Source organism: Sphingomonas sp. Leaf23 (assembly GCF_001421585.1).
GTDB lineage: Bacteria > Pseudomonadota > Alphaproteobacteria > Sphingomonadales > Sphingomonadaceae > Sphingomonas.
Window position 1 is genome coordinate 522,905 of record NZ_LMKR01000002.1, and the last position, 21,106, is coordinate 544,010.

A 21,106-nucleotide genomic window follows, 5' to 3' on the forward strand; every position below is an offset into this window, starting at 1 on the left:
GGACAGGCCATGTCGTAACATGTTCCGCTTAGCACCGACTTGACGCCACCCCCCGGCGCTCCCCACTCTCGTACGCGTACGCACAAGGACCGACCGCCACATCATGCAGCTCGTCATCGTCGAATCGCCCGCCAAGGCGAAGACCATCGAAAAATATCTGGGGTCGGATTACCGCGTCCTCGCCTCCTATGGTCACGTTCGCGACCTGCCGCCGAAGGACGGGTCGGTGAACCCCGACGACGGCTTCGCGATGGATTGGGAGACGTACGCCGACAAGACGAAGCAGCTCAAGGCGATCACTGATCTGGCGAAGACCGCCGACCGACTGATCCTCGCAACCGACCCTGATCGCGAGGGCGAGGCGATCAGCTGGCATGTGCAGGAGGTGCTGAAGAAGCGCCGCGCGCTGCCCAAAGAGGTCGAGCGGGTCACGTTCAACGCGATCACCAAGCCGGCGATCCTGGCGGCGATGAAGGCCCCGCGCGAGTTGGATACCGACCTGATCGACGCGTACCGGGCGCGCCGGGCGCTCGATTATCTGGTGGGCTTCACGCTGTCGCCGGTGCTGTGGCGCAAGCTGCCGGGGGCCAAGTCGGCGGGGCGCGTGCAGTCAGTGGCGCTGCGCCTGCTGGTCGAGCGCGAGCGCGAGATCGAGACGTTCATCGCGCAGGAATATTGGTCGGTCATCGCGAAGATGGAGGCCGACGGCACGCCGTTCGATGCGCGCCTCGTTAAGCTCAAGGGCAAGAAGCTCGACCGCCTGTCGCTGGGCGATGCCGGATCGGCGGAGGTCGCGAAGGCGGCGGTGGTCGATGGCCGCTTCACCGTGGTCAATGTCGAGACGAAGCCTGCGACGCGCAACCCGCCGCCGCCCTTCACCACGTCGACGCTGCAACAGGAGGCCGCGCGCAAGCTGGGCTTTTCGGCCAGCCACACGATGCGGATCGCGCAGTCGCTCTACGAAGATGGCGCGATCACCTACATGAGGACCGACGGCGTGCAGATGGACGGGTCGGCGATCGATGCCGCGCGCGGGGCGATCGCGAACCGCTATGACGGCAGCTATGTCCCCGACAAGCCGCGGCAATACCAGACCAAGGCCAAGAATGCGCAGGAAGCGCACGAGGCGATCCGCCCTACCGATTTTTCGAAGGACCGCGCGGGCTCTGGCGATCATGGCCGGCTATACGACCTGATCTGGAAGCGGGCGCTGGCCAGCCAGATGGCGTCGGCGCGGATGGAGCGCACGGCGGTCGAGCTGGAGGACCAGACCGGGCAGACCGGCCTGCGCGCGACTGGTCAGGTCGTGTTGTTCCCCGGATACCTCGCGCTGTACGAGGAAGGCCGCGACGATGCGGCGGACGAGGATTCGCGCCGCTTGCCGCTGCTGCGCTCGGGCGACAGCCCGACCAAGAAGGACGTCGTCGCCGAGCAGCATTTCACCCAGCCGCCGCCGCGTTTTTCGGAAGCGTCGCTGGTCAAGCGGCTGGAGGAATTGGGGATCGGTCGCCCGTCGACCTATGCCTCGATTATCCAGGTGCTGAAGGATCGCGGGTACGTCCGCGTCGAAAAGAACCGGTTTTTCGCCGAGGAAACCGGGCGGTTGCTGACAGCGTTCCTCGAACGCTTCTTCGAGAAATATGTCGGCTACGACTTTACCGCCGAGCTGGAGGAGGAGCTGGACGACGTGTCGGGTGGCCGGGCCGAATGGCAGGCGGTGCTCGAGGCGTTCTGGCGCGATTTCAAGCCGCGCACGTCGGAGGTGATGGAACAGCAGCCGAGCGCGATCACCGCCGAGCTGGACCAGTTCCTCGGATCATACCTGTTCCCCGAAAAGGCCGATGGCACCGATCCGCGCCTGTGCCCGAATTGCGGCGAGGGGCGCCTTGCGCTGCGCGGTGGCAAGTTCGGTGCGTTCATCGCCTGCTCCAACTACCCGGAGTGCAAGTACACCCGTCGCTTCGCGCAGCCGGGCGGCGAGGAGAGCGGCGATGCCGGGCCGGAAGGGCTGGGCAAGGACCCGGAGACGGGGCTGGAGGTCGAACGCAAGTCGGGGCGCTTCGGGCCGTACATCCAGCTGGGCGAGGGCAAGGAGGCCAAGCGCGCGTCGATCCCGAAGGATATCGGCGAGCTGAACCTCGAATGGGCGCTGAAGCTGCTGAGCCTGCCGCGAACCATCGGCAACCACCCGGAAACGGGCGAGCCGATCGAGGCGGCGATCGGGCGCTATGGCCCGTATCTCAAGCATGCCGGCAAATATGCGCGGTTGCAGTCGACGGCGGACGTGTTCGAAACCGGCATGAATGCGGCGGTCGTCAAGCTGGCCGAAGCGGCGGCGGGCGGCGGACGCGCGGCGCGCGGGGCGGCAAAGGAGCCGCTGAAGGTGCTGGGCAACCACCCGCGTACCGAGCTGGAGATCAAGCTGATGGAAGGCCGCTATGGCCCGTACGTCACCGACGGCACGACCAACGCGACGATCCCGAAGTCGGTCGAACCGAATGCACTGACGCTGGAGGAAGCCGCGCAGCTGATCGACGATCGCGCGGCGGCGGCCCCGGCCAAGGGCAAGAAGAAGCCGGCCGCGAAGAAGGCTGCGCCGAAGAAGGCGGCGGCGGCCAAGGACGGCGCGGCGAAGAAGGCGCCTGCCAAGAAGGCACCGGCGAAGAAACCGGCAGCGAAGAGTAGCTGATACCAATCGTCACTCCCGCGAAGGCGGGAGTCCATATGCGCCAGCGTCGCGGATCATGCCCCGGCGTTGGCGGTAATGGATTCCCGCCTGCGCGGGAATGACGCACGAGGACGATGGACCTGGGGCCCAACCGTGGTTGCGGAGAAGCGGGACCCCGGATCAAGTCCGGGGTGACGGAAGAGAATTGATCGGCCGTTGTCACTCGCCAACGGGTTCTGCCCCCGGCGGCGCAACGCCACCGGACCCGTCGGCGTCGCCGGTCAGTGCGCCCGCGCGCCGCCCTGCAGGAATGCCCGTGCCGCCTTTTGCGCGTCGGCGATCTGGCGCGGGGTCATGTCGCACGCGATTTCGGCGCGCCATGCCTGTGCCGCCTCGACGCCCGACATGGCGGCGAGGTTGAACCATTTATGCGCCTCGACCAGGTCGATCCCTGTCCCGCCGGACCCGCTGGAATAGCAGATGCCGAGATCGAACCACGCCGTGCTGTTGTTTGCGCCTGCGTCTTCCACCCGGCTTTCCGAGAGGAAGCGGGCGCCTTTCTGTCCAATGCCCATGTTTCGAACCCCCATTTGTACAGGCAAGAGATTGCCGGCAATGGGGTTGTGATTTGGTTAACGCGGAAAACCGAATGGGTTCAGTGCGTTAACGTACCGTCGATTAAGCATGTCGCCGAAAGTGTCGCTTATCCTCCCGTGGACTCCCCATGCTGGGGCCGCGTCGTTGCCGGGGTTCGGGCAACGGGCCCCCATTTTGGGGGGAGTCCGCATGGCCGGTGGCGTCTCAGCCCTGCGACAGCGCGTCCAGCGTGGGGCGGATGCCCGACAGGTCATATCCCGCCGCGCTGCCCGCCGCGACCAGCGTCGCGGGATCGCCGCCCTGCTTGGCGCTGGCCAGCGCCCAGAGATTGCACGACCGCGTGCCCGACCGGCAATAGGCGAGGATCGGGCCGTCGGTTTCGCCGAGGATTTTGGCCATAGCGTCCAGCTGCGGGTGGCTGAACCCGGCATGGGTGATCGGGATGGCGTGATAGGCGAGGCCCGCCGCCGCCGCCGCGTCCGCAATGGCATCGCCCGCCGGCTGGCCCGCTTCCTCGCCATCGGGGCGGTTGTTGACGATGGTGGTGAAGCCTTGCGCCTTCAGCGTCGCAACGTCGTCGGCGGTGATCTGCGGGCTGACCGAAATGCGGTCGTCGATACGGCGGATTTGCATGGGGGGAGGAGCTTAGTGTTGCTGGATGACGCTCAGGAATGCGTCGCCATAGGCTTGCAGCTTCTTCTCCCCCACACCGGTGATCTGGCGCATGCCGCCGATCGTCTGCGGACGGTCGCTGGCCATCTCGCGCAGGACCGAATCGTGGAAGATGACATAGGGCGGCACGCCGGCTTCCTGCGCCAGTTCGCGGCGCTTGGCGCGCAGTGCCTCGAACAGCGGGTCGCCGGTCGGGTTGGGCGTCGTCGACGTGCCGCCACGACCGCGCCGCCGTTCGCGCTTGGGCGGCACGATCAGCGACAGCGTGTCGCCGCCCTTCAGCAGCCCGCGTGCGGCAGGGCCGAATTCCAGCCCGCCATGCTCGTTCGCACGCAGCGCATCGCGCAATTGCAGCGCGCGGCCGACGGGTTTCAGGAGCGCCAGTTCGTCGCCCTCGACGATGCTCCACACCGACAGGTTTTCATGGCCATTGGTCATGCTGCGCTCGGTCGACTGGCCGGTCAGCACCTGTTCGATATAGGTCGCGCCGAACATCATGCCGGTGCGGAATACGGCCGAGAGATATTTCTGCGCGACCTGCGTCGCGTCGACCGCATTGGGCGGGGTCAGGCAATTGTCGCAATTCCCGCAGAATTCGGGCGGCGACTCGCCGAAATGCTTCAGCAGGATGGCGCGGCGGCATCCGGCGGTTTCGACCAGCGCGCCCAGCGCATTCAGCCGCTGGCGCTCGCCCGGCTGGCGGGCGGGTTCGACCTCGCCGATCCGCTGGCGCGCGCGGGCAAAGTCGTCGGCGCCCCAGAACAGGTGCGCGACCGCCGGATCGCCGTCGCGGCCCGCACGGCCGGTTTCCTGATAATAGGCCTCGATCGATTTCGGCAGTCCGGCATGTGCGACGAAGCGGACGTCGGGCTTGTCGATGCCCATGCCGAACGCGATGGTGGCGACCATCACCATGTCTTCGGACGCGACGAATTCATGCTGGTTGCGCTGGCGGACGGCAGGGTCGAGCCCGGCGTGATAGACGCGTACCGGGCGGCCGGTCTTCGCCAGCGCCTCCGCCAGCCGCTCCGTGCCGGCGCGTGACTGGACATAGACGATGCCGGGGCCGGGGGTCGCGGCAATCACGTCGGCGATCTGGCGCGTGCCCTGGTCGCGCGGGGTGATGTGGTAGCGGATGTTGGGCCGGTCGAACCCGGCGACGATCAGCCCTTCGTGCGGGATGCCCAGCTGTTCGAGGATATCGGCGCGGGTATGCGCGTCCGCCGTCGCCGTCAGCGCAAGGCGGGGCACCTCGGGAAACTGGTCGAACAGTGGGCGCAGCAGGCGGTAATCGGGGCGGAAGTCGTGGCCCCATTCGCTGACGCAATGCGCCTCGTCGATCGCGAACAGCGACAGGTTGCCGCGCGAAAGCAGCTCGCGGAAATCGCTGCCCGAGGCGCGTTCGGGTGCGACGTAAAGCAGGTCGAGTTCGCCATCGAGGAAGCGGCCGCGCGTTTCCGCACGGTTGTCGTCGGCGCTGGTCAGCGTCGCGGCGCGGATGCCGACGGCGGTGGCAGCGCGCAGCTGGTCATGCATCAGCGCGATCAGCGGGGAAACGACGACACAGGTGCCCGGCAGCATTTGTGCCGGCAGCTGGTAGGTCAGCGACTTGCCCGCACCGGTCGGCATCACCGCCAGTGTGCGCTGCCCGGCCAGCACCCGGTCGACGACCTGCCGCTGCACCCCGCGAAAGTCGGGAAAGCCGAAGGTCGATTGCAATACGGGGATCGGGTCGAGCACCATCGGGTCCCACCTAGGGATGCGGGGCAGGCGCGTCGAGGGGGGGAGGATATCGTCGAACCAGCGATACGCGTCGCCCAAGCCTGTGCCGGGGGGACGCGTATCGGTGGGGCCGGGTCTACTGCGTTCCCACCGCTGCCGCCGTGCGCAGCCATGCCGCCGTTTCGGCCGGATGGGTGACCGGGATCATATGCCCGCCGCCGATCTTGGTCAGTTTCGCGCCGGGAATTTCGCCGGCGGTCACGTCGCCCTGGCTGACCGGATCGAGCAATTCATCGTCCCGGCCATAGAGGATCGCGACCGGCAGCTTGATCGCGCCATAGCGCGGTACCATCGTCGCCAGCGCGCGGTTGGCGTCGGTCAGCTCGGCGGCGCCGGCCTGGAAGCTCGACGGGCGCAGCGCGACGAGCCCGCCGCCGCGCGTGCCGAAGTCGAGCGGCACGGCATCAGGCGCGAATACCTGTTTCGACACGGCAGGGCCGGTCAGCGTGGTCAGCGGCACGCCGATCGTCCATGCGGCCAGCCCGCGCACCGCGGCGGGTGGCGCCTTGCCACGAAAGATCGGGGGGGCGGCGGTCATCCGTTGCGTCAGCGGGGCGATGAGGGCGAGGCCGCGAATCTTCGCCGGCTGGTTCAGCGCCATCGCCAGCGCGACCGCGCCGCCCATCGAATGGCCGACCAGCAGCGGACGGTCGAGGCCCAGCGCATCGATCAGGTCGGCGATCATCCGCGCCTGCGTCTCGATCGTCGGATGGTCGCCCTCGACGCTGGAATGGCCCCAGCCCGGGCGGTCAACGACGATCAGCCGGTGGTCCCGCAGCTGGTCGGTCAGCGCATAGGTGAAGTTGCGCAGCTGGCCATAGATGCCGTGCAGCAGCACGATCGCCGGGCCGTCGCCGCCGGTATCGACATAATGCAGCCGGGCGCCGGGCACATCGACAAATTCGCCGTCCGCCGGGACCAGTGCCTCCGCCGCGCTGGCGGCCAGTGCCGTCCAGAGCGCCAGCCCGCCGCCGACCAGCGCGGTCGTCACCGCCGCCTTCTTCAGGGAATCCTTCATGCGCGTTCCTCCCGCAATGCGCGGGGGATACGCGCCAGCGCGGCGGAGTGTCCATGGGCGATGATGAAACCCCTACGCCTCGGCCAGTGCCGCCTCGCGCTCGTCGGCCTGGCGCGCCCACATTTCGGCATAGGTGCCGCCCAGGCGCAGCAGGTCGGCGTGCGACCCGCTTTCGGCGACGCGCCCGCCCTCCAGCACGACGATGCGGTCGGCATGGACCACGGTCGACAGGCGGTGGGCGATGACGATGGTGGTGCGGCCCCGCTCGATCGCCTCCAGCGTGTCGAGGATGTCGGCCTCGGTACGGCTGTCGAGCGCGCTGGTCGCTTCGTCGAGGATCAGGACCGGCGGGTTCTTCAGCAACGTGCGGGCAATCGCCACGCGCTGTTTCTCACCACCCGACAGCTTCAGACCGCGTTCGCCGACACGGGTGGCGTAGCCTTCGGGCAGGCTGGCGATGAACGGCGCGATCGATGCACCGCGTGCTGCCTCGGCAATGTCGTCAGCGCTGGCCCCGGCGCGGCCATAGGCGATGTTGTAGCCGATGGTGTCGTTGAACAGCACGGTATCCTGGGGCACGATGCCGATCGCGCTGCGCAGCGAGCCTTGCGCGACCTGCGCGATATCCTGTCCGTCGATCGTGATCCGCCCGGCGGTGGGATCGTAGAAGCGGAACAGCAGCCGGGCGAGCGTCGACTTGCCCGCGCCCGACGGGCCGACGACCGCCAGCGTGGTGCCCGGCGGAATGTCGAGGTCGATCCCGTTCAGGATCTGCCGCCCGTCGCCATAGCCGAAGCCGACATTTTCGAAGCGGACATGGCCTTCGCGCACGCTGAGCGGCGGGGCGTCGGGGGCATCGACGATCTCGGCCGGCGCGTCGATCAGGTCGAACATCGCCCCCATGTCGACCACGCCCTGCCGCACGGTGCGATAGACCATGCCGAGCAGGTCGAGCGGGCGGAAGAGCTGCGTCAGCAGCGTCGACACCAGCACGACGTCACCCGGCGTGAACCGCCCGCTGCTCCATCCGAACACGATCAGCGCCATGCCGCCGCCCAGCATCAGCGCAGTGATGAGCGCCTGCCCGATATTCAGCAGCGCCAGTGAGTTTTCGGACTTTACCGCGGCATCGGCATAGCCGGCGATGGCGCGATCGTAGCGCTCTGCCTCGCGCTCCTCTGCGCCGAAATATTTGACGGTTTCGAAGTTCAGCAACGAATCAACCGCATGCGCGACCGCGCCGGTGTCGAGGTCGTTCATCCGTTCGCGCAAGGCCGAACGCCAGTCGGTGACCCAGCGGGTGAAGGCGATGTAGAACACGACCATCGCCACCGTGCCGCCGACCAGCCACGCGCCGAACCGCGTGCCGAAGATCGACAGGACCAGGGTCAGTTCGAGGATGGTCGGCGCGATGTTGAACAGCAGGAAATACAGCATCGTGTCGATGCTTTTGGTGCCCCGTTCGACCACCTTCGTCACCGCGCCGGTACGCCGTTCGAGGTGGAAGCGCAGCGACAGGGCATGGAGGTGGCGGAAGACGGATGCCGCCAGCCGCCGCGTCGCATCCTGTCCGACGCGTTCGAACACGACGTTGCGCAGATTGTCGAACAGCGTGCCGCCGAAGCGCGCGGCGGCATAGCCCGCGACCAGCGCGACCACCAGCCATAGCGCGTCGCGCGATCCCGCCGCCATGGTGTCGATCGCGCCCTGCAGCGCGAACGGCGCGCCATAGACCTGCACCAGCTTCGACGCGACGACCAGCAACAGCGCCGCGACGATGCGCACCTTCAGCCCCGGCGCATCGGCGGGCCAGAGATAGGGGAGGAAGCGACGGAGCGTCGCCAGCATCGGCCGGGTCGGACCGGAGGCGGAATGGGTTTCAGGCGGCATGGCAAGCGCCATTTGGGGAGGCTGGCGTGGATAGGCAACGCTTCGTCGGAACAAGCTGCGGTGGAATGTATTGAAACCATCGAGGAGACGGAAAATGGCACCGTTGGTCTATGTCATGACGATCCTGGGTTGCGGCGACGATGGCGCGACCTGCACGCGGGAGCGGGTTGCTCCGGCCAGCTATACTTCGGTCGCCGAATGCCAGGCGGCGATGCCGGCCATTCTTGCCAGCAACACCGACCTGTCCTTCCCGGTCATCAGTGCGTCGTGCGAGCGTGGTGGGCAGTTCGTCGTGAACAATGCGCCGCGTTCCAAGCCCAAGGCGGGCTGATCGCCCGGCGACTTGACGCCATCGCACCGCCGGAATACTTACATGGATGTAAGTAGCGGAGGCGGGCATGGCGACGCAGGGAATCGAGACATTGCAGCCGCTGCGTCGCGACTGGGGTGCGGCATGGGCGGCGCTTCGGCGGTTGCTTGCCGATGGCAACGACACGGTACAGGTGTTCCGCATCATGCGCGCGCTGAACGCCGATACCAGCCACCGCAACTATGCGCGCCTGCTGCAGGAGCCGGGCGGCGGGCGCATCGCCTATGACCATATCGAGCTGGCACGGCGGTTTTCCGACCGGGCGTGGGTCGATGCGCTGCCCGATGGCAGCGTCGGCGCGCAATATCGCGCGTTCCTCGACCGCACCGGCTTTTCGGCGCAGGGGCTGGCCGATATCAGCTACGCCGATGGCGAAGGGTGGCAGGACGCAGCACATCCGGTCGCGTGGTTCGGCCGGCGCGAGCGCGACGTCCACGACATCTGGCACATCCTGACCGGCTACACCGCCGAAGAGCATCTGGGCGAAGCGTGCCTCGTCGCCTTTTCCTATGCGCAGACCGGCGGGCTGGGTTGGGCCGCGATCGGCCTTGGCGCGGCATTGAAATCGCTACGCATCACCGGCGAGCGGGCGTTCGCGAAAGCGGTGTGGGAGGGGTATCGCCATGGGCGACGGGCGAAATGGCTGCATGCCCAGGATTATGAGGCGCTGCTGGCCGAACCGCTCGACGTCGCGCGGCGGCGGCTCAATATCGCCGAGCCGGTGGCGTATCACGCGGCGCAGGCAAGGTTGCGCGAGCTGGGGCTGGCGGGGATTTAGGACGGCTGCTTACGATGTCACCCCGGGTCAAACCCGGGGTGACGGTTGATTGTAAGTACTTGTTACTTTGCCAGCGCGGCGCTGGCCTGCGCTTCGCCGCGGTCGCGCACGGCCTTGGCGCGTGCTTCGGCCTGCTGTTCGACCAGCTTGGATTCTTCGCGGATCGCGTCGGCGCGGACCTTCAGCCGTTCGGCATCATAGCCGCCGGCCTGCCCGGCCTGATTGACCAGCCCTTCCGCCTCGACCTTCATCTGCGCAGTCTGGTTCTCGGCGGCGGCTTCGATCGCGTCGGCCTCGGCATCGGCCTGGTCGCGCAGCTGTTCCGCACGCTGCTGCTCGGGGCTTTGCGAGCCGCAGGCAGTGAGTGCGAACGCGGCGGCGGCCATCAGGACGAAACGGGGCATCGGCGATTCCTGTCGTAAGTCGAACCTTCCCAATTCGCGAAGCGCCGGAAAGTTGCGTTTGTATAACAAACCACCGTGCGGCCGGAGGGTTTCGCGCGGGCGCTCGCGCCGCTAACGGTCACGCGCACATGCTCACCCGCCTGACCCTGACCGATTTTCGCAACCATGCGGGCGGCACCATCGAACCGGGTGGCGGCTTCGTCGTGCTGAGCGGGCCCAATGGCGCGGGCAAGACCAATGTGCTGGAGGCGGTGTCGCTACTGGCACCGGGCCGGGGGCTGCGCCGTGCGCCGTTGTCCGACATGGCGCGCGAGGGCGGGGCGGGCGGCTTCGGCGTCGCCGCCGACCTGACCGACGACGTGCGGATCGGGACGGGAACCCAGCCGAGTGCGCCCGAACGGCGGATCGTGCGGGTGAACGGTGCGGGTGCGGCGGCAACGGCGCTGGCCGAATGGCTGTCGGTGCTGTGGCTGACACCGGCGATGGACCGGCTGTTCGTCGAGCCGGCGGGCGAGCGGCGCCGGTTCCTCGACCGGATGACGCTGGCGCTGAACCCGGCGCACGCGACGCAGGCGACGCGCTATGACGCGGCGATGCGGCAGCGCAACCGGTTGCTGGCGGAGGACGCGATGCCCGATCCCGACTGGCTGTCGGCGCTGGAGGCGCGGATGGTCGAGCACGGGCTGGCGCTTGGCGCGGCGCGGGCGGAGGCGGTGGCGATGCTGGACGCGCGGATCGCGGCGCTGCCCGCAACCGATTTCCCACGCGCCGCCTTGTCGCTGGAGGGGTGGCATGGCGATGCGGGGCTGTTCGCCCGCGAACTGGCGGCGGGGCGCGCGCGCGATGCGGCGGCGGGGCGGGCGCTGAGTGGGCCGCACCGCGTCGACCTGATCGTCACCGACCGCGACCGCGGCATGGCGGCGGCGCGCTGTTCGACCGGCGAGCAGAAGGCGCTGTTGCTGGGGCTGGTGCTGGCGCATGCCGAACTGGTCGCGGAGCGTGCCGGGCGGCGGCCGGTCCTGCTGCTCGACGAAGTGGCCGCGCATCTCGACCCCGCCCGCCGCGCGGCGCTGTTCGCGCGGGCGGCGGGGGCAGGGCAGGTGTGGCTGACGGGGACCGAGGCGGCGCTGTTCAGCGACATGCCGGCCGATGCCACCCGCTATCATGTCGAAGGCGGACGGATCGAGCGGGATTAGTAGAAGCGTAGCTCGCCGGGTGTCCGTGCCGCCGTATCGCCGCGCAACCGGGCCAGCGCGGCGTCGATCACCGGGCCGATCGCGGCGGTGTGGAACGGTTTCGCCACGCAGCCGAGGATCAGCGGGTGGTCTGCGACATCAGGGCAGTTGCCGCTGAGGAACAGGCAGGGGATGCCCTGTTCGGCCAGCGTCGCGGCGATCCCGCGCCCGCAATCGCCGCGCGCCAGCCGGACGTCGCACAGCGCAAGGTCGGGCGGGTCGGCAGCGGCGAGTGCCAGCGCGTCGGCGCGGGTGTCGGCGATGCCGGTGACGACATGGCCGTGCAGGACCAGCGCGTCCTCCACCAGCATCGCGACCAGCGCTTCGTCCTCGACCAGCAGGATGCGTGAACGATCAGCCATCGTCGCGGCCGGCTACACTGAGCGTCAGCCGTTCGCCATCGCGCAGGATGGTCGCGCGCAGCTGTCGCGCCAGCCCGCGCACGAGGCGGCTGTCGTCCAGCACCGGGTTCGCCTGCCCCATGGCCGGGCCGGTCAGTATGATGCTGAGGGCTTCCGGCAGCCGCGCGATCGTGATGGCAGTCACTGCATCGGGTTCGGCGGTGACGAGGGCGTGGGTCAGCAGCGCGATGGCAGCGGCCTGTTCGAGCGGCAGCGCCACCGTGCCGCTGACCGTGATCTCGACCGGTTCGTCGTCGCTACGCTCGACCAGCGAGTCGATCAGCGCTGCGATGTCGATCCGGCTGGGGCTGTCGGTCGCGTAGAGCGGGCGATGCGCGGTGGCCAGCACCTCCAGCCGGGCAGCGGCGACGGCCAGGGCGGTGCGTGCCGAATCGTCCACCGTATCGGCCGCGCCCAGCCGGACGACGGCGACGGCGGTCTGCAGCGCGTTGCGGACGCGGTGGTTGAGTTCGGCGAGCAACCGTTCGCGCGATGCGATCCCGGCGCGCAGCTCTGCCTCGATCCGCAGGCGATGCTTGGCGAGCGCGACATAGTGGCAGACGGTGCGGATGAAGGCGAGTTCGTCGGCGTCGAACCGGTCGGTCCAGCGCCGCCCGAAGCTGAGCGTGCCGAGCAGCGTCGATCCGTGCATCAGCGGCGTGCAGACATAGGCGTCGACGCCCAGGCCGCGGACGAATTGCGCCATCGGGTCGTCCGATGTCTGCACACCGAAGGCGGTGATCGGCCGGCGATCGCGCGCGACGCAGCCGCACACCGCCTGTCCCATCGCCAGCCGGTCGAACGCCGTTGCCTCGCCCGGCGTCAGCCCGCCATGGGTTTCCAGCACCAGTTCGTCGCCATCGATCCGGTAGTTGAAGAAGACGTCGAGCCGCAGTTCGTCGGCGATCAGCGTGAACAGGTCGTCGACCATCCGCGCCGGGTCTTCGGCGGCAAGCAGGCGGTCGGCCGCTTCCCCCAACAGATAGAGCTGGCGACGGGGCAAGGCATCGACCACGGGGTTTGCGGGTGACGCATCGTTCGGGCGTGCGCCGGCCGGGGCAGGGTCGGTCATCGCCACGGTGTAGGGCGTCCGGACGGGTGTTACCACCTTCAAACTACGTTGGCCGGGGCGGCATACTTGACCTTCGAGCTGGTTTCCCCTATTTGCCGCAGCGCAGCGACGCTTTTCAGGCAGCGTGATCGGACCTCCTTGGTCTCGGCTCCGCGTCGCAGCTCCAACCGGCTTCCCCAGTCACGCGGGTGGCATTTTTTGCCCCGCTACCCGTACGCCATCGTTGCGCCACGGGTGCCGGAAGTATTTCAGGAACTACCATGACCTTCCAGTCGCTCGGCCTGTCGAAGTCGATCCTCGACGCGCTCGCCGCAAAGAATTACGAAACCCCGACCCCGATCCAGCGCGACGCGATCCCGCTGGTGCTCGAAGGGCGCGACCTGCTGGGCATCGCCCAGACCGGCACCGGCAAGACCGCCGCGTTCGTCCTCCCCTCGATCGACCTGCTGGTGAAGGCGAATGTCCGTCGCCGCCCGATGCGCTGCCGCATGCTGGTGCTGGCGCCAACGCGCGAACTGGTCAGCCAGATCGCGGACAACGCTCGCGCCTATGCCAAGCACAGCAAGCTGACCGTCGCGACCGTCTTCGGCGGCGTGCCGGTGCCGCGCAACATCCGTGATGTCGCGCCGGGCGTCGACATCCTCGTCGCGACGCCGGGCCGTCTGCTCGACCTGATCGACCAGAAGGTCCTGGGTCTGGGTGAGCTGGAAATCCTCGTCCTCGACGAAGCGGACCAGATGCTCGACCTGGGCTTCATCCATGCGCTGCGCCGCATCGTGTCGATGGTGCCGAAGTCGCGCCAGACGCTGTTCTTCTCGGCCACCATGCCCAAGGACATTCGCGAGCTGGCCGACAAGTATCTGACCGATCCGGCCACCGTGCAGGTGACGCCGGTGTCGTCGACCGCCGAGCGTGTCGAACAGTACGTCACCTTCGTCCAGCAGGCGGAGAAGCAGACGCTGCTGACGATGTTCTTCCGCAATACCAAGATCGACCGCGCGCTGGTGTTCACCCGCACCAAGCATGGCGCCGACCGCGTCGTGAAGCTGCTGGCGGCCAACGGCATCGCGTCGAACGCGATCCATGGCAACAAGTCGCAGCCGCAGCGTGAAAAGGCGCTGGCCGCGTTCCGTGACGGCACCGTGCCGATCCTGGTCGCGACCGATATCGCCGCGCGCGGCATCGACGTGTCGGGCGTCAGCCATGTCGTGAACTTCGAACTGCCCAACGTGTCGGAACAATATGTCCACCGCATCGGCCGCACCGCGCGTGCGGGTGCGTCGGGCGTGGCGTTCAGCTTCTGCGCCGATGACGAGCGGCCGTTCCTGAAGGGGATCGAGCGGCTGACCAAGCAGAAGATCGACGTCGTGCCGCTACCCGACGATTTCCTGCAGCAGAGCGCGCAGATCAAGGCGAGCCGGGCACCCTATGCCCCCGATCGTCCCGAGCGCCTGCCCAGCGAGCGTGGCCCCGCGCGGCCGCGTGCGACCCATGCCCATGGCGCAAAGCCGGCGCATGGTCGCGGCGGTCCGGTCGGCAATCCGTCGCGTGGTGGCGGCCAGCCGCAGCGTGGCGAAGGCCAAGGCGGCGGTGGCCGTCCGCAACGCGAAGCCGGTGTCGGTGGTGGCGGGCGTCCGGGTGGCGGTGGCCGTCCGGGTGGTAACGGTGGCGGCGGCGGTGGTCGCAGCCGTGGCGGCCGCGGTCGCGGCGGCGGCGCTCCCCGCGCAGCGGTGTAATCGACAAGCCCCGGCAGGCAACTGCCGGGGCTTTTTTCATCCTCCCCGGCACGGGGAGGGGGACCAGCGCAGCTGGTGGAGGGGGGCGTCGGCATACGGCACCGTTGCGTTTCGGGGAGGTCCCCCTCCACCACCGCTCACGCGGCGGTCCCCCTCCCCGTGCCGGGGAGGACTTTACAGCTCCCGCAGCGCCCGCGCCGGTCGCGCCGACAGGATCGGCAACGCGCCAAGCAGCCCGATCCCCACCGTAACCCCGACCCCCACCGCCAGCGTCATGGCGATCGCGCCATAATCCGGCAGCCAGTCGAACGCGAACAGCTCGACCACGACATACCAGCCCCCGGCGATCCCGATCGCCGCCGCCAGTACGGCAAGGATCACCGCCAGCAGCAGATATTCCAGCCCCTGCGCGGCCAATATCTGCCCGCGGGTCGCGCCCAGCGTCTTCAGGATTACCGAATCATAGGTCCGCGTCTCGCGCGCGGCCGCGATCGCGCCGATCAGCACGGCGATGCCGGCCAGAATCGCGATCCCCGCCGCCGCCGCGATCGCGGTCGCCATCTGTGACACGATGGTCCGTACCTGCCCGATCACCTCGCGCACCTCGACCACCGAGGTCGAGGGGAAGTCGGCCGACAGCGCGCGGACGACGGCGCGTTCGCGGCCCGGCGGCATGGTGATCGTCGCCGCCAGGTTGTGCGGCACGTCGGACAGGGTGTTGGGGCTGAACACCATCACGAAATTGAACCCCATCGTGTCCCATTCGATCTTGCGAAAGGATGCGATGCGGGCGGTGCGCTCCTGTCCCGCGACGCTGATCGTCAGCGGGTCGCCGAGCTTCAGCGCCAGCGCCTCGGCCATGCGTTCGTCGACCGACACCAGCGGTGGCCCGCTATAGTTTGCCGGCCACCATCTGCCCGCCACCAGTTCGCTGCCCGGCGGCAGGTCGGCGGCGAAGGTCAGGCCGCGTTCGCCGCGCAGCGCCCACGCGCCTTCGGGGATCGTCTTCAGGTCGGCGACGCGGGTCTTGCCATAGGCGGTGATCGTGCCGCGCATCAGGGGCACGGTCTGGATTTCGGCGTCGGGCTGGATGCTGACGATGGTTGTGCGGAACGATGATTCGCGGGCGGGAGGCACATCGAGGGCGAAAAGCGCGGGTGCGCGCGCTGGAACGGTTCGTTGGATGTTGGCGTCGAGGCTGGTGCGGATCGCCGCCAGCAGCACGAACAGGGTCAGGCCCAGCCCCAAGGCGACCACCAGCGCGCCCGTACGTGCGCCGGGGCGGTGCAGCGCCGCCACTGCCAGTCGCCACAGCGGTTGGCGCGACCGGGGCAATCGGGCCGCCAGCCTGCGGATCAGCGAACCAAGTAGCGATAATAGAAGGAGAAGTCCGCCCGCCGCGCCAAGGAACGCCGCGCCGAACCAGGGTCGTTCGCTGGTCACCAGCACCAGCGCGACGATCCCGGCAAAGGCCGCGCCCATCCATGCCGCAGCCTTCCACCGGGGCGCGCGCCGCCCGTCATGCACGCCGCGCAACAGCCCGGCGGCCGGCACTGCGCCCGCCGCCAACAACGGCGGCGCGGCAAAGGCGAGCGCGATCAGCAGGCCATAGGCCGCGGCCTGCAGCAGCGGCAACGGATGGATCGCAAAGGCCGGCGCGACCGGCAGGACATCGCCCGCCAGCGCCACGATCAGCGGGACGGCGGCGATGCCGATCGCGAGGCCCACCGCGATGCCGACCGCCGACACCGCGACGATCTGCAACAGATAGACCCGCGCGATCAGGCCGGAGGTCGCACCCAATACCTTCAGCGTCGCGATGCTCGATCGGCGGGTGGCAAGATAGCTCGATACGCCGTTGCCGACCCCGATCCCGGCGATAACGAGGGCGGTCAGTCCGACCAGCACGAGGAATTCGCCCATCCGCGACAGGAAGCGTTCCGCCCCTGGCGAGGCGCGGTCGCGGGTGCGCGTGTCCCAGCCCTGCGCGGGATAGCGGTCGGTAAACGCCTTGATCGCCTGCGCCGGATCATAGCGGCTGGCGATGCGGTATTTGCTTTCGTACAGGCTGCCCGGCGCGATCAGGCCGGTACGCTGCAACCCCTCCAGCGACACCAGCGCCACCGCGCCCAGCGTAAAGCCTTCGCTCAGCCGGTCGGGTTCATCGGCGATGATCCCGGCAACGGTGAAGCGCGCGGTGCCATAGCGTAGCGACCCGCCGACGCGCAGTTTCAGCCGTTCGACCAGCGCCTGTCCGACATAGGTCTCGGTCGGCGACAACGGGCGCGCAGTGCCGCTTCGCAGGGTGAGCGTGCCGTAGAGGGGATAGGGGGCATCGACCGCCTTCAGCTCGATCGGGGCGGTCTGGCCGTCGAAGTTGGCGGCCATCGACTGCATCCGCAGCGTTTCCGACACCCGTCCCAGCCGCGCCATCGCCCGGCGTTCGGCATCGCTGGCGGTACGCTGCGATACGGAGAGCTCGAGATCGCCGCCGAGCAGGCTCTGCCCGCGCGCCGCCAGTTCGCCGGTGATCGATCGCGTCAGGCTGCCGATCGCCGCCAGCGCACCGACGCCGAGGATCAGGCAGACCAGCAACAGCCGCAGGCCCCGGAAGCGGGCATCGAGTTCGCGGCGGGCGAAGGTCCACGCCAGACGCCACTCGCTCATGTCCGGATTCCGATACAGGATCGATCCGCGCGCCCTGCCGTACCCCCGCGCAGGCGGGGGTCCAGAGCCAAGCAAAGCAGCCGCGTGCGTGTGCCGCCCTGGACCCCCGCCTGCGAGGGGGTACGGCATGCGGGGGATGGTCCGAGTTTCGGCAAATGTATCGCAGGGGGCGAGGTCGAGTTGGCAAGCCCCGGCCGCCAATTACCGATGCCCCCCAACTGGGCCCCGGCCTTCGCCGGGGTAAGGACGGCGGAGGCTTGTCGCGCGCCCATCACCGCCCCGTATCCCGCGCGATGCGGCCATCGGCCAGCTCGACCACCCGGTCGCAGCGCTCGGCCAGTGCCGGGTCATGGGTGATGACCAGCAACGTGGCCTGCGTCGCGGCCCGGCGTTCGAACAGCAGGTCCATGATCGCCTGCCCCGTCGCGCGGTCGAGATTGCCGGTCGGTTCGTCGGCAAACACCAGCGTCGGCCGCCCGGCCAGCGCGCGGGCGATGGCGACGCGCTGTTGCTCGCCGCCCGACAATTGCGTCGGATAATGGTGAAGCCGGTGGCTTAAGCCCACCGCGACCAGCTCGGCCTCGGCCCGTGCGAAGGCGTCTCTCTCGCCGGCCAGCTCCATCGGCACCGCGACATTTTCGAGCGCGGTCATCGTCGGCAGCAGGTGGAATGCCTGCAACACGATGCCGATCCGCCCGCGCCGGGCGCGCGCCAGATCATCCTCGCCCATCGCGCCGAAATCCGCGCCCGCAACATGGACCTGCCCGCCGCTGGCGCGCTCCAGCCCCGACAGCACCGCCATCAGCGAGGACTTGCCCGATCCGGAGGCACCGAGCAGCGCGACGCTGGTCCCGGTGGGCACGGCCAGGTCGATACCGTGGAGGATGCGGGTGGCGGCGTCGCCATCGCCCAGCGTCAGGGTGACACCGCGTGCGTCGATGACCATATCGTTCGGAACCGAGGGCATGGAGTTTTTCGCCAGTGACGAAGCAGGGACCCACATATGCGGGCGCAGTCATCCTTCTCCAAGGCGCTTTGCTGCTGGCGGGATGCGGTGGGCCGGATTTGTCGGAGGCGAACGACGCCACGCCGGTGAATATCGCTGCGGCGGCGACGCCGAACCCGGTCGAGCCTAAGGCGCCGGTCGCGGGGCCGGAGCGGCTGGTGGTGGCGTTCGGCGACAGCTTGTACGCGGGCTATGGCCTCGCGCGCGGCGACAGCCTGCCCGACGATCTGCAGGATGTGTTGCGGGGGCAGGGGATCAATGCCCGCGTGGTGAATGCCGGGATTTCGGGCGACACCAGCGCGGCGGGGCGGCAGCGGCTGGCCTTCACGCTCGACAAGCTGGATCGCAAGCCCGACCTCGTGTTGCTGGGGCTGGGCGGCAACGACCTGCTGCGCCAGATTCCGCCGGCCGAAACGCGGGCGAATTTCGTCGCGATGCTGGACGAACTGAAGCAGCGCGGGATTCCGGTGGTGCTGACCGGCATGATGGTGCCGCCCAATCTGGGGCCGGACTATGCCGCGCAGTTCAACCGCATCTGGCCCGACATGGCGAAGCAGTACGGCGCGACGCTCGACCCGTTCATCCTGACGGGCGTGATCGGCAACCGGGCGCTGATGCAGCCCGATGGGATTCACCCCAATGCGCAAGGGGTGGACCGCATCGTTGCGCGGCTGGGTCCGGTGGTGGCGGCGCGGTTACGGGGGTAGGGGAACGGTTCAATAGCATTTCGCTCCCGGCACTGGCGCCCGCGTCCAAGTTCAAAATTTCCTACCTTTTAACCCGCGGCGTTGACACGGTCGCCGCTACGGCATGAAGTGTCGGCAGGGGAAGGGGAATGAACTTGGAATCTGACGAGAAAAAGTGCCCGCAATGCGCTGAGCTGGTAAAGGTTGAGGCGAAAATCTGCCGCTTTTGCGGTTATTCTTTCGAGCAAAAGGCCTCGGACAGTTTTAACGGTTCAAAGCCAGCCAAGAAGGGAAATTCGCTAGGAAAAGGGTGTTTGGTAGTTTTCGGCATCCTCGTCGCGCTCGCGTTTATTGGATCACTTTTCGGTTCGGGCAAAAAGAATGTGCCTTCCTCGAAAATGGCTACCGGCGAAAACGTAACTGCGGAATCTTTGACCTCGGCTGGCGCTGAACAAGCGACTTCCGCCGCGAAAAAACCGGACGACAGCTCAAACATTGGCCTCTTTGGGCCACAAGCGAATGCTGCACGCAGCGCTCAGCAGTATCTGGATATGACCGGATTCTCTCGTAAAGGACTTATTGAGCAGCTCTCATCCGATGCGGGCAGTGGGTATAGCGCTACGGACGCTACGGCGGCGGTCGATAGTTTAAATGTAGATTGGAACGAACAGGCAGTTCGGTCGGCCAAGCAGTACTTGGATATGTCTGGGTTTTCGTGCGCCAAGCTGATAGAGCAGCTATCGGCCGATGCTGGGTCGAAATATACAAGTGCCCAAGCGCGGTATGGCGCCGAGCAGGCAGGGGCTTGTTGAAGACTGCCGATACGTTGCTCAATTAACTTGGCAATTTGGAGCACCGGATGGCACTCCATGGAAATTGCCTCACCCGAACGGCCGGTCGATCGAGGGCTGCGGCTGGGTGAACCATTTCGCGCCATCGTCGGTGACGAAGAAATGGTCCTCCAGCCGGATACCAAAGCGGTCGGGGACGACGATCATCGGTTCGTTGGAAAAGCACATGCCGGGTTCGAGCGGCGTCGTGTCGCCGCGCACCAGATAGGCGGGTTCGTGGATCGACAGGCCGATGCCGTGGCCGGTGCGGTGCGGCAGGCCTGGCAGGCGATAGTCGGGGCCCAGCCCCTCGCGCACCAGCACCGCGCGGGCGGCGGCGTCGACGGCTTGCGCCGGCACGCCGGGCGCGGCGGCGGCGAAGGCGGCGGCTTGTGCGGCGTGTTCGATGTCCCAGATCGCGCGCATTTCGTCGGCGACCTGGCCGAAGGCATAGGTGCGGGTGATGTCGCTGTGATAGCCCTCCACCCGGCAGCCGGTGTCGATCAGCACCAGCTCGCCTTCCGCCAGCGCGCGGTCGCCGGGCAGGCCGTGGGGAAAGGCGGTGGCGCGGCCGAACTGGACGATGCAAAAGAACGACCCGCCGCCACCGACCGCGCGGTGCGCGTCGTCGATGAAGCGGACGACTTCGCTGGCGAGGATGCCGGGGCGCAGGATGCGTGCGGCGGCGGCCTGCACCTGGAGCGTCATGTCCTTTGCCTGTTGCAGCAGCGCCAGCTCGGCCGCCGACTTCACCTGGCGACACCCGTCGATGGCGGGCGCACCGTCGGCCAGCGTCAGGCCGTGGCGCGCGAGCTTCTGCCCCCAGGCGAAGGGCAGCAGCGGGTCGACCGCCAGCGTAGCGCCGGCAGGCAGCGCGCCTGCGACCAGCGCGGTCGGGTCCGCATCCTCCTCCCACAATAGCAGCTCGGCGGGGATGGTGAGGTCGGCCTCCAGCGTGCCGCGCTCGAACGCCGGGCAAATGATGCGCGGCGTGCCGGTGACGGGCAGGAGGAGCGCGACCATCCGCTCGCTCGGCCCCCAAGGAATGCCGGTAAAATATTGCAGCGACGCGCCGGTATGGACCAGCAGCGCCTGCGCGCCGGCGGCCTCGGTCAGCGCACGGGCGCGGTCGATCCGGGCGAGGCGCTCGGCAGAGGTGATCGCCGGGGCGGGGGACGCCCAGGGCGCGATCGCTGCCAGCTGCGCCGCCGCGCTCGATCCGCCGATGGTCATGTCCGTCTCCGCCTGAAAACCGCCCGAATGAGAAGGGCGACAGGTCGATCGCGGGGGCCGC

Annotated in this window: 18 protein-coding genes; 7 read left to right on the top strand and 11 right to left on the bottom strand. The window is 68.2% G+C overall.

Annotation, left to right across the window (positions count from 1 at the left end):
- Nucleotides 1-103: 103 nt before the first annotated feature.
- Entirely contained in the window at nucleotides 104-2,689 is a 2,586-nt protein-coding gene (gene topA, locus ASE67_RS06305) for a type I DNA topoisomerase (protein WP_055757978.1), read from the top strand.
- 260 nt (nucleotides 2,690-2,949) lie between these two features.
- Here topA and ASE67_RS06310 read toward each other — a convergent pair whose 3' ends face one another.
- The 5 genes from ASE67_RS06310 to ASE67_RS06330 all read right to left on the bottom strand — a co-directional run bounded on the left by ASE67_RS06310 (nucleotide 2,950) and on the right by ASE67_RS06330 (nucleotide 8,627).
- Complete coding sequence (locus ASE67_RS06310) at nucleotides 2,950-3,243, bottom strand: hypothetical protein (RefSeq protein WP_055757981.1); 294 nt, start codon at nucleotides 3,241-3,243, stop codon at nucleotides 2,950-2,952.
- Nucleotides 3,244-3,469: 226 nt separating this feature from the next.
- Nucleotides 3,470-3,898: a TIGR01244 family sulfur transferase gene (locus ASE67_RS06315; protein ID WP_055757984.1), complete on the bottom strand. Its 429-nt coding sequence runs from the start codon at nucleotides 3,896-3,898 to the stop codon at nucleotides 3,470-3,472.
- 12 nt (nucleotides 3,899-3,910) lie between these two features.
- Entirely contained in the window at nucleotides 3,911-5,680 is a 1,770-nt protein-coding gene (gene recQ / locus ASE67_RS06320; RefSeq protein WP_055757987.1) for a DNA helicase RecQ, read from the bottom strand.
- Between the two features lie 115 nt (nucleotides 5,681-5,795).
- Entirely contained in the window at nucleotides 5,796-6,737 is a 942-nt protein-coding gene (locus tag ASE67_RS06325; RefSeq protein ID WP_055757990.1) for an alpha/beta fold hydrolase, read from the bottom strand.
- A gap of 72 nt (nucleotides 6,738-6,809) precedes the next feature.
- Entirely contained in the window at nucleotides 6,810-8,627 is a 1,818-nt protein-coding gene (locus ASE67_RS06330; protein ID WP_200922177.1) for an ABCB family ABC transporter ATP-binding protein/permease, read from the bottom strand.
- 94 nt (nucleotides 8,628-8,721) lie between these two features.
- Here ASE67_RS06330 and ASE67_RS06335 point away from each other — a divergent pair, with 94 nt between their 5' ends.
- Together ASE67_RS06335 and ASE67_RS06340 are read left to right on the top strand one after the other, a co-directional pair.
- Complete coding sequence (locus ASE67_RS06335; RefSeq protein ID WP_055757998.1) at nucleotides 8,722-8,958, top strand: hypothetical protein; 237 nt, start codon at nucleotides 8,722-8,724, stop codon at nucleotides 8,956-8,958.
- 67 nt (nucleotides 8,959-9,025) lie between these two features.
- Complete coding sequence (locus ASE67_RS06340; protein WP_055758001.1) at nucleotides 9,026-9,775, top strand: Coq4 family protein; 750 nt, start codon at nucleotides 9,026-9,028, stop codon at nucleotides 9,773-9,775.
- Nucleotides 9,776-9,837: 62 nt separating this feature from the next.
- On the opposite strand, the gene ASE67_RS06345 is transcribed toward ASE67_RS06340, so the two are convergent.
- Entirely contained in the window at nucleotides 9,838-10,179 is a 342-nt protein-coding gene (locus ASE67_RS06345) for a hypothetical protein (protein ID WP_055758004.1), read from the bottom strand.
- 128 nt (nucleotides 10,180-10,307) lie between these two features.
- Here ASE67_RS06345 and recF point away from each other — a divergent pair, with 128 nt between their 5' ends.
- A complete protein-coding gene (gene recF / locus ASE67_RS06350) occupies nucleotides 10,308-11,375 on the top strand; it encodes a DNA replication/repair protein RecF (RefSeq protein ID WP_055758008.1) in 1,068 nt (355 codons plus the stop codon).
- Here recF and ASE67_RS06355 read toward each other — a convergent pair.
- A complete protein-coding gene (locus ASE67_RS06355; RefSeq protein ID WP_055758012.1) occupies nucleotides 11,372-11,776 on the bottom strand; it encodes a response regulator in 405 nt (134 codons plus the stop codon). The genes recF and ASE67_RS06355 overlap by 4 nt on opposite strands.
- A complete protein-coding gene (locus tag ASE67_RS06360) occupies nucleotides 11,769-12,887 on the bottom strand; it encodes a histidine kinase dimerization/phosphoacceptor domain -containing protein (RefSeq protein WP_156348528.1) in 1,119 nt (372 codons plus the stop codon). The genes ASE67_RS06355 and ASE67_RS06360 overlap by 8 nt, the downstream gene beginning before the upstream one ends.
- 260 nt (nucleotides 12,888-13,147) lie before the next feature.
- Here ASE67_RS06360 and ASE67_RS06365 point away from each other — a divergent pair, with 260 nt between their 5' ends.
- Entirely contained in the window at nucleotides 13,148-14,623 is a 1,476-nt protein-coding gene (locus ASE67_RS06365; RefSeq protein ID WP_055758020.1) for a DEAD/DEAH box helicase, read from the top strand.
- A gap of 174 nt (nucleotides 14,624-14,797) precedes the next feature.
- Here the strand turns inward: ASE67_RS06365 and ASE67_RS06370 are convergent, their stop codons facing one another.
- Nucleotides 14,798-17,290 carry an ABC transporter permease gene (locus ASE67_RS06370; protein WP_055758022.1) on the bottom strand — a complete coding sequence of 831 codons (2,493 nt, stop codon included), beginning with the start codon at nucleotides 17,288-17,290 and terminating at the stop codon, nucleotides 14,798-14,800.
- Between the two features lie 271 nt (nucleotides 17,291-17,561).
- Complete coding sequence (locus ASE67_RS06375) at nucleotides 17,562-18,257, bottom strand: ABC transporter ATP-binding protein (protein WP_055758025.1); 696 nt, start codon at nucleotides 18,255-18,257, stop codon at nucleotides 17,562-17,564.
- Between the two features lie 14 nt (nucleotides 18,258-18,271).
- Between ASE67_RS06375 and ASE67_RS06380 the strand changes: the two genes are divergently transcribed.
- Together ASE67_RS06380 and ASE67_RS17685 are read left to right on the top strand one after the other, a co-directional pair.
- Complete coding sequence (locus ASE67_RS06380; protein ID WP_055758028.1) at nucleotides 18,272-19,003, top strand: arylesterase; 732 nt, start codon at nucleotides 18,272-18,274, stop codon at nucleotides 19,001-19,003.
- Between the two features lie 134 nt (nucleotides 19,004-19,137).
- Nucleotides 19,138-19,794: an Ltp family lipoprotein gene (locus tag ASE67_RS17685; RefSeq protein WP_162236334.1), complete on the top strand. Its 657-nt coding sequence runs from the start codon at nucleotides 19,138-19,140 to the stop codon at nucleotides 19,792-19,794.
- A gap of 69 nt (nucleotides 19,795-19,863) precedes the next feature.
- Here ASE67_RS17685 and ASE67_RS06385 read toward each other — a convergent pair whose 3' ends face one another.
- Complete coding sequence (locus ASE67_RS06385; protein ID WP_055758031.1) at nucleotides 19,864-21,045, bottom strand: M24 family metallopeptidase; 1,182 nt, start codon at nucleotides 21,043-21,045, stop codon at nucleotides 19,864-19,866.
- Between the last annotated feature and the right edge of the window lie 61 nt (nucleotides 21,046-21,106).